Here is a 15786-nt window from a genome sequence, read left to right as displayed (position 1 = left end):
GTTCAACGATACGGTTGAAGTCATGGCTACCGACATCAAGGAAACCTTCCATGCCGTCGAGGCTGCCGCCGTCATGAGGCTGCTCCCGGCCCGGCCCCGGCTGCTCGCCCTCGGCGAGCCCACCCACGGCGAGGACGCTCTGCTCGACCTGCGCAACGAGCTCTTCCGGCAGCTCGTCGAGCAGGAGGGCTACCGGACGATCGCGATCGAGAGCGACTGCATGATGGGCCTGGTCGTGGACGACTACGTCGCCTCGGGTACGGGCACCATCGACGAGGTCATGGAGCACGGATTCAGCCACGGCTGGGGCACCTCCGCGGCCAACCGCGAACTCGTGCGCTGGATGCGCGCCTTCAACGAAGGCCGGCCCGCGTCCGAGCGGCTCCGCTTCGCCGGCTTCGACGGCCCGCTGGAGATCGCCGGCGCCGCGAGCCCCCGTCAGGCCCTCACCGCGCTCCACGGCTACCTCTCGGCCCGGGTGGACGCGGACCTGCTCCCCTGCGGCGCGGAAACACTCGACCGCCTGCTCGGCACCGACGACCGGTGGACCAATCCCGCCGCGATGATGGACCCGGCCCAGTCCGTGGGGCAGTCGGCCGAGGCCGGGGAGCTGCGGCTGCTCGCCGACGATCTGGTGGCACTGTTCGACGAGCAGACGCCGCACCTGATCGCGACGACCTCGCGGGACGACTGGGACCGGGCGCGCCTGTACGGGCGCACCGCCACCGGTCTGCTGCGCTACCACCACTGGATGGCCGACACCTCACCGGCCCGCCTGACCCGGCTGGTGGGCCTGCGGGACGGGATGATGGCCCACAACCTCCTCGCCCTCGCCGCTCGCGGCCCGGCATTCGTCTACGCCCACAACGCTCATCTCCAGCGGCACAAGAGCTCGATGCGGATGGGCGGGATGCGACTGGAGTGGTGGAGCGCCGGTGCGTTGGTGAACTCCCGGCTCGGCGAGGAGTACGCCTTCGTGGCAACGGCCCTCGGCACGATCCGGCACCAGGGAGTCGACGTGCCGCCGCCGGACACCGTCGAAGGACTCCTGTACGCGCTCCCGGAGGACCGCTGCGTCATCGACTCCCGGCGGCTGGCCACCGCACTCGGCGACAGGCTGCCCGCGCCGCGCGTATCCCCCTGGTTCGGCTACGCCCCGATCGACCCGGCCCATCTGGCGGACGGCGACGGGATGGTGTTCGTCAAGGACGTCCCGCAGAGTCACTGAGTCGCCGGCTCTCCGGCGGCGATCCAGTCGATGGGGCCGATGGGGACGACGGAGCCGACGGTGCCCGGCTCAAGGCGGGAGTTGCCCCGTTGATGTGGGCGCGCGGTTCGATCAGACGCCGGTCCCCTGGGCGCGTGGCGGCTCGGCGGTCAGCCGTCAGGAGTACGTCATCGGGCAGCCGTGCCGGAGCGCGTACTGAGCGGCACGCAGATACAGCGCGATGTGGAAGGCCGCGTCCAGGTCCTCGCTCCACGGCCCGGGCCGTGCGGCGGCCAGTCGCTCCGCCGCACCATCCATGATCCATATTGTCAGCGCGAGGTTGCGGGATGTCTCCGGTATCCCGGGCGGCAGTCCGACGGCCGCAGCCAGCCGTTCCATGCACGCCAGCACCTGCGGGGCCCCTGATATCACCGTCTCGTCGTCGTAGTCGTTCTCGATCGGCAGCCGGATCGGCTCGTCGAGAGACATCGGCACCAGCACCGACCAGCCGGTGACCGCCTCCTGCTCCTCGGGCGTCAGATGCTCGTCCAGGAGTGCGCTGAACCCGTCCATGGGCCGGGCCAGTTTCTCTTCGAAGGCGTGCCCCTGCTCGCGCTCCCCCGGAAAGGACATGTACGGCGGCAGCCCCCGCTGTTCCAGCTCGCCGTTCAGCGCCGAGGCGACCTCGGCCCACCCGCCCTCGTGGTCACCGAACCAGTCCTCGGCGCTGACACCGACCAGATACATCCCCATGGCCGAAATCTAGGCCGCACCACTGACACAGCGACCCCATGAGGAAGCAGCCCAGGTCACGCAGCCCAGGTCAAAGGGATCCCGACAGCACCTTGCGCAGCACCGCCGCGAACTCCTCGGGCTGCCCCATGAAGCCGCCGTGATCGCCGGGGAACTCGACGGTCGGCTGCCCGAGACGTTCGGCGAGCACCACGGACGTGGCATGGGTGACCAGGCCGGCGGACGTGGCACCGAGACCGATGACGACACGGCCGGGGGCACGGGTCAGGGCGGCGATGTCGGGCATGTAGCGGCTGGTTCCGCGCATCTCGTGGGCGAAGAAGCGGGCCGAGTCGGCGAGATCCTGCTCCGAGGGCTCCCCGGGCGGCCCGGCGGGGGCGTCGTCGTCGCCGGTGACGAATCCGGCGTCGGCCATGAACTTCTTCCAGGCGGCCTCGACCCCGTCCCGGTGGAAGGTCGCGATCGTCTCCTCGGTCGCGGCGTGCCGCTCGGCGGCATCGGGGAGCAGCCCCAGTACGGGCGGTTCGTGCGCGACGAGTGTGCGTACCCGCTCCGGGTGCCGTGCGACCAGGGCAAGGCCCGTCACCGCGCCGCCGCTGCTGCCGAACACGTCGGCGGATCGGGCGTCGAGGGCGTCCAGCAGCGCGGCGACGTCGTCCGCGCGCAGCTCGGGGGTGGAGTCCTGCCGGGGGTCGTCAAGGACGCTGCCGGAGATGCCGCGGGGGTCGTGGGTGACGACGGTGTGGTCGCTCGCCAGGGCCTCGGCGAGCGGTGCGAACGCCGCGGCGGCCATCGGCGCTCCCATGACGAGCAGCAGCGGTCCTGTGCCACGGACCTCGTAGCGCAGGCGTGCGCCCGGGACCTGGAGGGTGCGGGTGGTGGTCATGGACGGTCGTCCTTCCCTGGTGGTGGTGTGGCGCTCGTCAGCGGTACGAGCGGCCGTGTGCAGTACGCGGTCTCCGTCGTGCGACCGGCCGTCCGCGGTGCGAGCGGCCGTCAGCGGTAGGGACGGCCGTCCGCGGTGCGGGCGACGAAGGGAAGACCGGGGCCGGCGGCGGAACTCATCGGTGGCCCCCCCGCCCGCCTCGTACGGGCGAGGCGGCTTCAGCATCCGTTCCTGCCTGCCGATGAGTGGAGAACGGCGGCGGTACCGGATGGGACGCGCTGCTCGGTGTCCGGCGTCCCACCGGTGTCGCAGGACCCCACCGGCCGACTCGGGGCGCTGGTGCGCGCGGGTGAAACAAAACCGCACGTCAGAGCGGTATCCATGAGGTGTGTACGACCCAGTGGCAAAGGTGGCTGTTACAGAAATCCGGCCCGTTCCAGGGTGGCGCGCAAGGGGCGCATTTGGGGGGCTTGGGGGTGGTTGGTAACCGCTTGTTGTTGATTGCTCAACGGGTTGATGTAGCGCACAGCGAACCCTTGGTAAGGGCTTGACGGCGATCGATGTCAGATGCAGGGGAGAGTTACAGAGATGTCCGGTTTTTGTCATGAGGGCCGATTTTGTGGCGGATGTCGGTCCGGCCGGGCCAGAGTGTGGGTCCTCGGCACCAGCCGGGAAACCTGATCCCCCATCAACAGCCCGAACAGGGCTTTGTGGGCACGTATTTGAGAGGGCACTCCATGTCTGCTTCTCGCATCGCGCGCCGCATCGTCGCCACCGTCCTCGCCTCCGGTGCGGTCGTCGCCGCTGCCGCGCTGCCCGCCTCGGCCGACGACCACGGCCGGTCCTTCGGCCGGCACGACGACCGCCGTTCCCAGGTCGTCATCGGCGAGGTCCAGTACGACAGCCCCGGCCGCGACAACCGGTCCAACCGCAGCCTGAACGCCGAGTGGGTCGAGGTGAAGAACGTCGGCCGGCACGCGGTGAACCTGCGTGGATACACCCTGTCCGACCGGGACGGCAACTCCTACCGCTTCGACTTCCTGCGGCTCGACGGGCGCTCCAGCGTCCGGGTGCACACCGGCCGGGGTCACGACACCCGGCACGACGTCTACCAGGACCGCCGCCGGCAGGTCTGGGACGACCGTGACACCGCCACGCTGCGCAACGACCGCGGCCGTCTCGTCGACTCCAAGTCCTGGGGCCGCGGCGGGCACCGCGACCACGACCGTGGCCGCAACCACCGCTGACACGCCTTCGATGCCACACCATCGTTGACGCCACACGGTCCTGGGCGCGCCGCACCCGCGCCCAGGACCCTTGAGGCGGCAGGATCCTTGAGGCGGCAGGATTCTTGAGACGGCAGGACTCTCGAGGCAGACGGCAAGGGGCGCCCCCACACCCGGGGGCGCCCCTTCGCCGTACGGTCATGTGCTCACGCGACCCCGACCGGTGCGGTCTCCCCGGTCCCGGCACCTCCACGTCATTCGCGGCGGCCGGCGCACAGCCGCGCCGCCGAGGCGATCGTCGCGCGCGCCTCGTGCTCGCCGAGCCCGGCGCCGACCGCCGCGTCGGTGAGGGCGTCCGCGAGTTCGTCGCCGATGCCGTTCTCGTACGCGCGGCATGCCGCCCAGAACAGCCGGGTGTTGCGCTGGCCCTCCTGGGCGGCGCGGACGAACCGGACCAGCCCCTCGCCCCTGGGTGCCCGGTCGTCCGCCGCCGAAGGGCCCTCGGTGTGCCGGGCGGGGGGATGCCCGGAGTGACCCGGGTCCGGGGTGGGCGCTATCAGGTCGAGGAGTGCGCGGGGGCAGGGCGCGGGCGGCAGTTGCGCGGTGCCGGGCACGAGCCGGTATGCGCCGTGTGCGGAGACCGACCCCGGGCCGACGAGATAGCCGCCGCTGCCCCGGACGTCGATTCCGGGTGCGAGCCGGCCGGCCGAGTTCGGTACGACGACGTCGGGCGGTCCGCTCAGCCACAGATGGCGGCCCCCGCTCGGGGTGAGCACGGTGACCGTCTCGGGAACCGTGAACAGATGCCGCAGCGCCAGCTGCCGGAGTGCGGCGACCGAGTCGGTGTCGCCCGTCGCGGCGCTCTTGGTGTCGAGATCGATCCCGATGAGGTGGTACGGCGGCCTGCCGCACGCGATGCCGTACCCGGTGGCCCAGGGCGCCGCGGCGAAGAGAGCCCGTACGGCCGTGGGGTCGGTCGTGGCGTCGTGCACTCCGTGCCCCGGGCGCCCACACTCACCGCGGCACAGGGCCGGCTCCGGGTCGCGGCGATGGGGCGAGGGCAGCGCGGGGAGCTTGGTGGGGGCCAGGGGGATCACGGGGAGCCCGTGCTCGGCGGCGGAGAGCGCATGGGCGAGGGCCAGGGTGGCGGTGCGACGGGCAAGGGTGGCCATGTCTTCCATGTTCGTACTGACGTTCGAATAAAGGAAGAGGGAAATGCGGCGGCGGAGATTGGCCGAAAATGTGCCGGAACGCTTCTTCCCTTCCGCGGGCGGGCCGAAGGGCCGGATGGGCCTTCAAGGGGTCCGGGCCGGACCGGCGATGGGCGCGGAGGGGGTTTATCGACATGTCCTCACGCTTGAGGGGGAATCAGGTGCTCCGGGGTGGTTCGCCGGAGATCCGCTGGGCAACTCTGGACTCGCGACGTCGTGAACACCACCGGGGCGGTCGGCCAACTGCCCTGGTTGAGGCCGTGGTTACTCACTTGGTACTCACTTCCGGTGCACTCAGGGTGCACTCCTGTCCTGGAGGAAATGACATGGCAAGCATCCGTACCGCCCGTGCCGTCGCGGTCGCCGCCGCGCTCCCTCTCGCCGCCGCGCTCTTCACGGGTGTCGCCCACGCCGACAACGGCGCACTGGCGAACAACGGATCGAACGCGGCCGTGGCCGGGGTCGTCGGCAGTGGTGTCGGCGGCGACAACAACGGCAACTCGACGACCACGCAGCAGGTGGCGACCGGTGCCGGTGCGTCCAACCAGAATCACACCGCGAGTGTGAACGGCTCGGGCTTCACGGCGATCGACCAGTCGACCGACAACATCGCGGTGTTCTTCAGCAGGCTCTGGTAGTTACGGCCCGAGGGGGTCCGGTGCGAAGGGAGCCGGTGCGAGGGGGCCAGAGCGAGGGGCGCGGTTGAAGGTGCGCGGTTGAAGGGGTGTGGCCGAGGGGGGTTCGGTTGAGGGGGTGTGGCCCGAGGGGGTTGGGCTGAGGGGTGCGGCGGAGGGGCGAAGGCGGCCTGTGTGACGGTGCGGTGGCATCGGCGCGCAGGCCGCCGCCGCGTGCTCCGGGCCGCACGGGGCACGGCTCATGACCTTGACAGGCCATATGTATCTGACGGACAGTCAGAAACGCAGAGACGCGTACCCGAAACCCTTCCCCGCACCGCTCCCCCGCCCCGGGAGGCCGACGCCGTGCACCTCGCACCGACCGAGCGCCAGCAGCGGCTGCGCGCCGAACTCCGCGCCTATTTCCGTGAACTGATGCCGGACGGGCCGCCCGCCCCGGGCGACGGGCCCGAACAGCGCCGGCTGCTGCGGCGGATCGGTGCCGACGGACTGCTCGGCCTCGGCTGGCCCGTCGCCTACGGGGGCCGGGGACGCGGAGCGGACGAGCAGTTCGTGTTCTTCGACGAGGCGTACCGGGCCGGCGCACCGGTCTCCATGGTCACGCTGAACACCGTCGGCCCGACGCTGATGGCGTACGGGACCGACGAGCAGAAGGCGTACTTCCTGCCGCGGATCCTGAGCGGTGACGCGGTCTTCGCGATCGGCTACAGCGAGCCCGAGGCGGGAACGGACCTCGCCGCCCTGCGCACGAGGGCCGTCCGGTACGGGGACGGGGACGGCGGCGGCGACGCCGATGGCGGCTGGCTGATCGACGGCCAGAAGATCTTTACCTCGAACGCCCAGCACGCCGACTGGATCTGGCTGGCGTGCCGCACGGATCCCGGGGTGCCCAAGCACCAGGGCATCTCGATCATCCTCGTGCCGACGGACGCGCCCGGATTCTCCTGGACACCCATCGAGACGGTCGGCGGTCAGACGACGACGGCCACCTACTACGACGCGGTACGGGTCCCCGCCACGCATCTGGTCGGCGCGGAGAACCGCGGCTGGGAACTGATCACCAGCCAGCTCAACCACGAGCGCGTCGCGCTCGCGGCCGTCGGTATGCAGGCCGAGGACTTCGCCGCCGCGGTCCTGGACCATGCCCGCAGCCCCGACCCGCTGACGGGCGCGCGCCCGGTGGACGAACCGTGGGTGCGGTCCAGGATCGCCGAGGTCCACGCCAGGCTCGCGGCGACGCGGCTGCTCAACTGGCGTCTGGTGGCGGACGTGGGGGCCGGGCGGCTGGCCGCGGGCGATGCGAGCGGCGTGAAGTTCGCCGGGACCGAATCGGCGGTCGAGGTGTACCGGATGTGCCAGGAGATCGCGGGGGAGACGGGGCTCGTGAGGGCCGGTTCACCGGGCTGCTTCGGGGACGGGGAGCTGGAGCGGATGAACAGGGCCGCGCAGATCAACACCTTCGGGGGCGGGGTGAGCGAGGTGCAGCGGGAGATCGTCGCCACGATGCGGCTCGGTATGCGGAGGGGGAAGCGGTGAGCCCGGACGAGCTGTACGCGCGGCTGAAGAGTTACGAAGGGCGTGCCACGGCCGCCCCCGGGACCGGCAAGGACCCGGTCAACGAGCCGATGATCAGGCACTGGTGCGAGGCGATGGGGGATACGAACCCGGCGTACACCGGGCCCGATGCGATCGCCCCGCCCACCATGCTCCAGGCCTGGACGATGGGCGGTCTCTCCGGGTACGCGGAGCGCTCGGGGGCGTACGACGAGCTGTCGGCGCTGCTCGACGACGCCGGATGCACCTCGATCGTCGCGACCGACTGCGAACAGGAGTATCTGCGGCCGCTTCGCCCCGGTGACCGGGTCACCTTCGACTCGGTCATCGAGTCGGTGTCGCCGCGCAAGACGACGAAGCTGGGCACGGGCCACTTCATCACCACGCGGATGGACATCCGGGCCGGCGGGGAGTTCGTGGGCACGCACCGGTTCCGCGTCCTCAAATACGCACCGGCAGCCCGCGCGGCGGCGAAGGAGAAGCCCCGCCGCCCCGCGCCGGTGATCAACCGCGACAACGCGGGCTTCTGGGAGGGCGTCGCCGGACACCGTCTGCTGATCCAGCGGTGCGAGCAGTGCGCCACGCTCCGTTTCCCCTGGTTGCCGGGATGCGGCGGCTGCGGCTCGGCACGGTGGGACACCGTCGAGGCGAGCGGTGAGGGCACCGTCTACTCGTATGTGGTGATGCACCATCCGCCCTTCCCCGCCTTCGACCCTCCCTACGCGGTGGCTCTCGTCGAACTGGCCGAGGGGGTCCGGATGGTCAGCAACGTGGTCGGGGTTCCCTGCGACGAGGTCCGTATCGGGTTGCCCGTACGGCTGGAGTTCCTGCGGGTGGACGAAGGACAGGAGCTGCCGGTGTTCCGGCCGGCCGGAACACCGGGGGGTGCGGGCTGACATGGACTTCACCCCCACCGAGGAGCAGGAGGCGGCCCGCGAGCTGGCTGCGAGGATCTTCGCCGACCTGTCCACGCACGAACGTCTGACCGCGGCGGGGACCGGTACGGACGCAGAATTGTGGAAGGCGCTGTGCTCGTCCGGGCTGACCGCGGCCGTGGAGGAGACCGGGCTGCTCGGTCTCGTGTTGCTGCTGGAGGAACAGGGCCGCACCACGGCGCAGGTGCCTCTCGCGGCGAGTGGCGTATACGGGCTGCTCGCGGTGAGCCGTCACGGCACGCACGAGCAGCGCGACCGTCTGCTGCCGGAGCTGCGGGCGGGGGGTGCCGTCGTGACGGGGGCCTTCCCGGCCGCTGGATCGGTACGCGCCGTCGGGGACGCTATCGGCGACGGCGACGGCGACGGGAAACGGGACGGACGTCTGACCGGCACGGTGGCCTGGGTGCCATGGCTGAGGGACGCCACCCATGTGCTGGTCCCCGACGCAGAGCGGGCTCTGTGGCTGGTACGGACGGCGGACGCGGAGATCGACGCGGTGGAGACGACCGCTCCCTGGGCCGCGGGCAGGCTCACGCTGGACGGCACACCCGGCGAACGGCTCGGCGGCGCCCGCACCGGCGAGCCCCCCATCGGCGCCGGCGCCTATGACGATGTGCTCGCCGCCGCGCGCACCGCCTTCGCCGGGCTGCAGGCCGGCGTCTGCGCGGGCTCTCTCGCCCGGGCCGTCGCACACACCTCGGTACGGGAGCAGTTCGGCCGCCCGCTCGCCACCCGGCAGGCGGTCCAGCTCCGCGCGGCCGACGCGTACATGGACACCGAGGCGATCCGGGTCACCGCCTACGAGGCCGCCTGGCGCCACGACCAACAACTTCCGTACGCCGCACAGGCGCTGACCGCGAGCTGGTGGGCGTCCGATGCGGGCGTACGGGTCGTCCACACGGGTCAGCATCTCCACGGCGGCCCCGGAGCCGACGTCGGTCATCCGGTCCACCGGCATTTCCTGTGGGGGCGCCAGCTCGGCGCGTATCTGGGCTGCGGCGCGCAACTGCTCGACGAACTGGGACTGTTGCTGGCGAAGGAGGACGCCGTATGACCGGCGCACACAGCGGCCCGCCACGCGTGGGTGACGAACTGCCCCCGCTGACGATTCCCCTCACCCGCACCCTGATCGTCGCGGGGGCCATCGCTTCCCGGGACTACCAGGACGTGCACCATGACACGGACCTCGCCAGGGAGAAGGGCTCCCCGGACATCTTCATGAACATCCTGACGACCAACGGCCTCGTCGGGCGGTTCATCACGGACCACTTCGGGCCCACGGCCGTGATCCGCAAGGTGGCCATACGGCTCGGCGCCCCCAACTACCCCGGCGACACCATGACGTTGACCGGCACGGTCGTCGAGGCCGATGCGGAATCGGGCACGGCGCGGGTGCGGGTGGTGGGGGAGAACGGGATCGGGCACCACGTCACCGGCACGGTCACGGTCACGGTGCCGCCGTATGCGTCCGCGGTGGCGACATCCGCCGCGCTGCCCGATGCGGCCCCCATGACGCAGTCCACGACGATGTCCACGGAGGCCGGATCGTGAGTGTGCGCAGGGCCGATGCGCTCGGTGGACGGGCCGCGGTGGCCGGCATCGGAGCGACGGAGTTCTCCAAGGACTCCGGCCGCAGTGAGCTCACGCTCGCCGTCGAAGCGGTACGGGCCGCACTCGACGACGCCGGGCTCTCCCCCGCCGACGTCGACGGCATGGTCACCTTCACCATGGACACCAGCCCCGAGATCACCGTGGCCCAGGCGGCAGGGATCGGCGAGCTGTCGTTCTTCTCCCGGGTCCACTACGGCGGCGGCGCGGCCTGCGCCACCGTCCAGCAGGCAGCCCTCGCCGTCGCCACCGGAATCGCCGAAGTGGTCGTCTGCTACAGGGCGTTCAACGAGCGGTCGGGCCGGCGGTTCGGCTCCGGTGTGCAGCAGAGGGAGCCCTCGGCGGAGGGCGCGGCGCTGGGCTGGAACCTCCCGTTCGGGCTGCTCACGCCCGCCTCCTGGGTGGCGATGGCCGCACAGCGCTATCTGTACGCGTACGGGCTCACGCCGGAAGCGTTCGGCCATGTCGCGGTGACCGACCGCCGCCACGCCGCCCGCAACCCGGCGGCGTACTTCCGCGGCAGACCGATCACACTCGCGGATCATGCCGCGTCCCGCTGGATCGTCGAGCCGCTGCGGCTCCTGGACTGCTGCCAGGAGACGGACGGCGGTCAGGCGGTCGTGGTGACCTCGCTCGAGCGGGCCAGGGATCTGCCGCGTCCGCCGGCGGTGATCGTCGCCGCGGCCCAGGGGGCGGGCCGGGCACAGGAGCAGATGACCAGCTACTACCGGGACGATCTCACCGGGCTGCCGGAGATGGGTGTGGTGGCCCGCCAGCTCTGGCGGACGTCCGGGCTCGGTCCCGGCTCCATCGATGTGGGCATCCTTTACGACCATTTCACTCCTTATGTTCTGATGCAGTTGGAGGAGTTCGGCTTCTGCAAGCCCGGTGAGGCCGCTGATTTCGTCGCGGCCGACGCCCTGCCGCTCAACACGCACGGGGGCCAGCTGGGCGAGGCGTACCTGCACGGGATGAACGGCATCGCGGAGGCGGTGCGGCAGATCCGCGGCACCTCGGTGAACCAGGTGCCCGGTGCGGAGGCGGTCCTGGTCACGGCGGGAACCGGAGTGCCGACGTCCGGTCTCATCCTGGGGACGGACGGCTGAGAGACCGCCCTGCTCAGCGCGTACGCGGGCGGCAACGCGGCGGCTGTCATACCGAGTCGGGCGCGGCGCGGACCCCTACTCACGGGTCTGCGGGCCTCCACCTTGGGGAGGTCGGGCTTATGGCATCCCTACAACCTGAGGCGGACCCGCTTTCGGGACCTGGGGCCGATCCCGTAGGGCGGGCCCGCTCCTAGCGTGGAGCCATGACCACGCCAGTGTGCGAGACCGCCTCCAGGGCGGCGGCACCGCCGCCCTCCCGAACGACGATCTCGTCGTATCCGTTCCCGTCCTTCTCGTCGTACGTACGGGCGCGGGGGCCCGTACTGCTGCGCACCGCCCGCTCGCTCACGGCCAACCCGTGTGACGCCGAGGATCTTCTGCAGACCGCTCTCACCAAGACGTACGTCGCCTGGGAGCGAATAGAGGACCACCGGGCACTCGACGGCTACGTCCGCCGCGCCCTGCTCAACACGCGGACGTCGCAGTGGCGCAAGCGGAAGGTCGACGAGTTCGCCTGCGACGAACTGCCCGAGCCGGCCGGGGTGCCCGAGGCGGACCCCGCCGAACACCAGGTGCTCCACGACGCGATGTGGCGGGCCGTCATGCGACTCCCGGACCGGCAGCGCGCGATGGTCGTCCTGCGGTACTACGAGGATCTCAGCGAAGCGCAGACCGCCGAGGTGCTCGGGGTCTCCGTCGGCACGGTGAAGAGCGCGGTGTCGAGGGCGCTCGGCAAGCTCCGCGAGGACCCGGAACTGGCTCCGGTGCGCTGACGCCGCCGAGGCTTCCGCCTCCTTTTCCTACCAGGGGGTAGTGACATACCGCTTGGTACGTGCGCAGAATCTCCCCACCCTTACTGCCAGGGGATCCGGGGGCTCGTCCCCCGGCCGAGAGCTGTGCGCCCACCGGGAGGACGCCGTGCTGAGCACCATGCAGGACGTACCACTGACCGTGACCCGCATCCTGAAGCACGGGATAACGATCCACGGCACCTCGCAGGTCACGACATGGACCGGGGAGGGCGAGCCGCATCGCCGCAGCTACCGTGAGCTCGGCGAGCGCACCGCCCAGCTGGCACACGCCCTGCGCGACGATCTCGGCGTCGACGGCGACCAGCGCGTCGCCACACTGATGTGGAACAACGCCGAGCATGTCGAGGCGTACTTCGCGATTCCCAGCATGGGCGCCGTTCTGCACACCCTCAATCTGCGGCTGCCGGTCGAACAGCTGGTGTTCATCGTCAACCACGCCGCCGACCGGGTCGTGATCGTCAACGGCTCCCTGCTGCCGCTGCTCGCCCCGCTGCTCCCGCACCTGCCGACGGTCGAGCACGTCGTGGTCTCGGGCCCCGGCGACCGGTCCGTGCTGGAGGGCGCCCGGCCGCGGATCCACGAGTACGAGGAGCTCATCGCCGGGAAGCCGACCTCCTTCGACTGGCCCGAGCTGGACGAGAGGTCCGCCGCGGCGATGTGTTACACCTCCGGTACCACCGGTGACCCCAAGGGAGTCGTCTACTCCCACCGCTCGATCTATCTGCACTCCATGCAGGTCAACATGACCCAGTCGATGGGTCTCACGGACTGCGACACCAGCCTGGTCGTGGTGCCGCAGTTCCATGTCAACGCCTGGGGCCTGCCGCACGCCGTGCTGATGTCCGGTGTGAACCTGCTGATGCCGGACCGGTTCCTCCAGCCCGCTCCGCTCGCCGAGATGATCGAGTCCGAGCGTCCGACGCATGCGGCCGCCGTCCCCACCATCTGGCAGGGTCTGCTCGCCGAACTCACCGCCAAGCCGCGTGACGTGAGCTCGCTCGGCCAGGTCACCATCGGCGGCGCCGCCTGCCCGCCGTCCCTCATGGAAGCGTTCGACAAGCTCGGCATGCGCGTCTGTCACGCCTGGGGCATGACGGAGACCTCGCCGCTGGGCACGGTCTCCCGCCCGCCGGCCCATGCCGTCGGCACGGACGAGGAGTTCGGCTACCGGATCACGCAGGGCAGGTTCCCCGCGAGCGTGGAGGCCCGGCTGCGCGGACCGGGAGGCGAGTTCCTGCCCTGGGACGGCACATCGGCAGGCGAACTGGAGGTGCGCGGGCCGTGGATCGCGGGGGCGTACTACGGCGGTTCGACGGGCGAGCACCTCAGGCCCGAGGACAAGTTCAGCGAGGACGGCTGGCTCAAGACCGGTGACGTCGGCGTCATCAGCTCCGAGGGCTTCCTCACGCTCACCGACCGGGCCAAGGACGTCATCAAGTCCGGTGGCGAGTGGATCTCCTCCGTCGACCTGGAGAACGCGCTGATGGCCCACCCCGAGGTCGTGGAGGCGGCGGTCGTCGCCGTCCCCGACGAGAAGTGGGGGGAGCGCCCGCTGGCCACGGTCGTCCTCAAGGAGGGGGCGACGGCCGACTACGCCGCCCTCAGGGAGTTCCTCGCCGGGAAGATCGCGAAGTGGCAGCTTCCCGAGCGCTGGGCGATCGTGCCGGAGGTGCCGAAGACCAGCGTCGGGAAGTTCGACAAGAAGGTGATCCGCAAGCGGTACGCGGAAGGGGAGCTGGACGTCACACGAGTCGACTGACCTCACTCCGCCTGCACCGAGCCCCTGGCCCGCCCGGCCGGGGGCTCGGTCCGTATGGAAGGCAGGCCGGTATGTTGCGGGAGGGGCGAGTGTGGCGCAGATCACGGGAAGCAGGTGCCAGGTGCCGGACAGCTCATTCACGTGAGCACTCATATGCGTACCCGGGTACGCGCGGGTGAGTCGGGGGCGTTCGCTGAACTCTTCGACAGCTACGCCCACGCGGTCTACAACCATGCCTATCGGCTGACGGCCGACTGGTCGACGGCCGAGGACGTGATGGCCGCGACCTTCATGGAGGCGTGGCGCCTTCGCGCCAAGGTCGACCCCGAGGGGGGTTCCCTGCGGCCCTGGCTGCTGGGCATCGCCACCAACACGGCCCGTAACCAGTATCGGAGCAACCGGCGGTACCGGGCGGCCGCCGGCGCCGCCGCGGCGGCCGAGCTGTCCGTGCCCGACCACGCCGACGAGGTGGCCGACCGGGTCGACGACCGGCGGCGACTCGCCACGGCCCTCACCGCGCTGGCAGCGCTGCGCAGACCGGAACGCGAAGTCATCGCGCTCTGCCTGGGGGAGGGCCTTGACTACGAGGCCGCGGCCGAAGCGCTCGGGATTCCGGTCGGAACGGTCGCCTCCCGGCTCTCCCGTGCCCGCAAGAAGCTGCGTGTGCTGGCCGGGGCGGAGTCGGCGCGCCCCTTCGCTGCGACAGATCGCACCTACGGCGAATCGTCCCGCTCCGCAATCGAAGCGGCGGACAGGAAAGTTCGCGGGAAACGGGAAGTCAGCCCCCCGGTCCGACAGATAAGAGGCGATCACGCATACGCGATCCGGCCCGCACAGGAGGGAAACCGATGAACGCGAACACGTCCCGGCAGCATCCGGCCGAGTGGGAAGAGGGCGCACAGCTCCTGTCCCGGACGGCGCGCGACCTGCCGACGGGCCGTCACCAGTTCCACAAGGAGCGTCTGATGGCACAGATCCAGGACATGCAGCGGGAAGAGCGCTCGGCGACGGCGGCTCCCGCGAAGCGCCGTATCCGTCTCCCCCGTCCGATGATCGCGCTGCCCGCGATGGCGGCGGCGCTGGCGAGTGTGGTGGTCGCCGGGGTGGCGATGTCCGGCGGTGAGGGAGCCGGAGTCAGGGACGCCGGCATCGCCACCGGACCCGCGCTGACGACAGAGCTCGGTGCCACGTCCACCGCCGGCGTGCCGCAGCTGCTCGACCAGATCTCGCTGGCGGCCGCGGGCGCGTCCCGGCCGGACGTCAAGGCCGGCCAGTACATCTACATCGAGTCCCAGACGTCCGACACCTTCGTGAAGGAAGTCGACGGCAAGTCCTCCCTGGCCAGCTACAAGATGCACAAGCGCCAGATGTGGGAGTCCAAGGACGGCACCAAGGGCTGGCTGATCGACCCCGCGGTCAACGAGAGCCCCGAGGGCGAGACCCTCAGCCTCCCCGACGAGAAGGGCAACACCCCGAAGGCGTACCTGAACGCTCCGTCGTACGACTACCTGGCCAACCTCACCACCGACCCCGACAAGCTGCTGGCCAAGATCTACAAGGAGACCAAGGGCATGGGCAGCTCCCCCGACCAGGAGGCGTTCACTACCATCGGTGACCTGCTCATCCAGAGCTACCCTCCCGCCGACCTCTACCCGGCACTGTTCAAGACGGCCGCGAAGATCCCCGGTGTCGTCGTCGTCCAGGACGCGGTCGACGCGGCGGGCCGGCACGGCGTGGCGGTGGCCCGGCTCGACGAGAAGAGCGGTCAGCGCGACGAGTGGATCTTCGACAAGAAGACCCACGTCTACCTCGGCAACCGCACCGTCCAGGTGCGGGCGCTTCCCGACGAGCCCCTGATCAAGGCCGGCACCGTGAGGCACACCAGCGCCATCATGAAGCGGGCCGTAGTCGACGACATCAAGCAGACCCCGTCGCAGGCCGGCTGACGCGACCCGCACCCTCAGCCGTGCAGGCCCCACTCCGAGCCGAACGCGGAGCGGGGCACCGGGCCCTTGGTCGGCTGCACCGCGCACCGCACACCGCGTGAAGCTCCGGTCGGAGCGGGCGACCCCGATCGCGCCGCTCCGACCGGAG

Annotated in this window: 14 protein-coding genes and 1 pseudogene; 12 read left to right on the top strand and 3 right to left on the bottom strand. The window is 70.8% G+C overall.

What is annotated here, in order from left to right:
• The first annotated feature begins 22 nt into the window (after nt 1-22).
• A complete protein-coding gene (locus tag ACTWOL_RS18470; protein WP_474297829.1) occupies nt 23-1228 on the top strand; it encodes an erythromycin esterase family protein in 1206 nt (401 codons plus the stop codon).
• Nucleotides 1229-1384: 156 nt separating this feature from the next.
• Here ACTWOL_RS18470 and ACTWOL_RS18465 read toward each other — a convergent pair whose 3' ends face one another.
• Complete coding sequence (locus tag ACTWOL_RS18465; protein WP_474297828.1) at nt 1385-1960, bottom strand: hypothetical protein; 576 nt, start codon at nt 1958-1960, stop codon at nt 1385-1387.
• 70 nt (nt 1961-2030) lie between these two features.
• A complete protein-coding gene (locus tag ACTWOL_RS18460; protein ID WP_474297827.1) occupies nt 2031-2846 on the bottom strand; it encodes an alpha/beta fold hydrolase in 816 nt (271 codons plus the stop codon).
• A 737-nt stretch (nt 2847-3583) separates the two neighbouring features.
• On the opposite strand from ACTWOL_RS18460, the gene ACTWOL_RS18455 reads away from it, so the two are divergent.
• The gene (locus tag ACTWOL_RS18455; RefSeq protein ID WP_474297825.1) at nt 3584-4093 is read left to right on the top strand and encodes a lamin tail domain-containing protein; all 510 of its coding nucleotides are present in this window, start codon (nt 3584-3586) and stop codon (nt 4091-4093) included.
• Between the two features lie 233 nt (nt 4094-4326).
• Here the strand turns inward: ACTWOL_RS18455 and ACTWOL_RS18450 are convergent, their stop codons facing one another.
• Nucleotides 4327-5244 (bottom strand): bifunctional DNA primase/polymerase, encoded by a 918-nt coding sequence (locus ACTWOL_RS18450; protein WP_474297824.1) that lies wholly within the window; start codon nt 5242-5244, stop codon nt 4327-4329.
• Nucleotides 5245-5609: 365 nt separating this feature from the next.
• Here ACTWOL_RS18450 and ACTWOL_RS18445 point away from each other — a divergent pair, with 365 nt between their 5' ends.
• The 10 genes and pseudogenes from ACTWOL_RS18445 (at nt 5610) to ACTWOL_RS18400 (ending at nt 15638) form a co-directional block, all read left to right on the top strand.
• Nucleotides 5610-5921: a hypothetical protein gene (locus tag ACTWOL_RS18445; RefSeq protein WP_474297823.1), complete on the top strand. Its 312-nt coding sequence runs from the start codon at nt 5610-5612 to the stop codon at nt 5919-5921.
• Between the two features lie 342 nt (nt 5922-6263).
• Nucleotides 6264-7454 (top strand): acyl-CoA dehydrogenase family protein, encoded by a 1191-nt coding sequence (locus tag ACTWOL_RS18440; RefSeq protein WP_474297822.1) that lies wholly within the window; start codon nt 6264-6266, stop codon nt 7452-7454.
• Nucleotides 7451-8368 carry a bifunctional MaoC family dehydratase N-terminal/OB-fold nucleic acid binding domain-containing protein gene (locus ACTWOL_RS18435; protein ID WP_474297821.1) on the top strand — a complete coding sequence of 306 codons (918 nt, stop codon included), beginning with the start codon at nt 7451-7453 and terminating at the stop codon, nt 8366-8368. Before ACTWOL_RS18440 ends, ACTWOL_RS18435 begins: the two co-directional genes overlap by 4 nt.
• 1 nt (nt 8369) lies before the next feature.
• Nucleotides 8370-9461, top strand: coding sequence for an acyl-CoA dehydrogenase family protein (locus ACTWOL_RS18430; RefSeq protein ID WP_474297820.1), 1092 nt, complete (start codon nt 8370-8372; stop codon nt 9459-9461).
• Nucleotides 9458-9856: pseudogene (locus tag ACTWOL_RS18425) on the top strand (MaoC family dehydratase); the annotation flags it as partial. The gene ACTWOL_RS18430 and the pseudogene ACTWOL_RS18425, both read left to right, overlap by 4 nt.
• 98 nt (nt 9857-9954) lie before the next feature.
• The gene (locus ACTWOL_RS18420; RefSeq protein ID WP_474297819.1) at nt 9955-11121 is read left to right on the top strand and encodes a lipid-transfer protein; all 1167 of its coding nucleotides are present in this window, start codon (nt 9955-9957) and stop codon (nt 11119-11121) included.
• 203 nt (nt 11122-11324) lie between these two features.
• Nucleotides 11325-11894, top strand: a complete 570-nt coding sequence (locus ACTWOL_RS18415) for a SigE family RNA polymerase sigma factor (RefSeq protein ID WP_474297818.1) — start codon at nt 11325-11327, stop codon at nt 11892-11894.
• Between the two features lie 157 nt (nt 11895-12051).
• Complete coding sequence (locus ACTWOL_RS18410; protein WP_474301191.1) at nt 12052-13692, top strand: long-chain fatty acid--CoA ligase; 1641 nt, start codon at nt 12052-12054, stop codon at nt 13690-13692.
• Between the two features lie 141 nt (nt 13693-13833).
• Entirely contained in the window at nt 13834-14544 is a 711-nt protein-coding gene (locus ACTWOL_RS18405; protein ID WP_474297817.1) for an RNA polymerase sigma factor, read from the top strand.
• Entirely contained in the window at nt 14541-15638 is a 1098-nt protein-coding gene (locus tag ACTWOL_RS18400; protein WP_474297816.1) for a CU044_5270 family protein, read from the top strand. The genes ACTWOL_RS18405 and ACTWOL_RS18400 overlap by 4 nt, the downstream gene beginning before the upstream one ends.
• Nucleotides 15639-15786: the final 148 nt, after the last annotated feature.

Source organism: Micromonospora sp. IBHARD003 (assembly GCF_056106285.1).
Note: the sequence above shows the minus strand (reverse complement) of the source record. Positions and strands in the feature narration are given on the sequence as shown.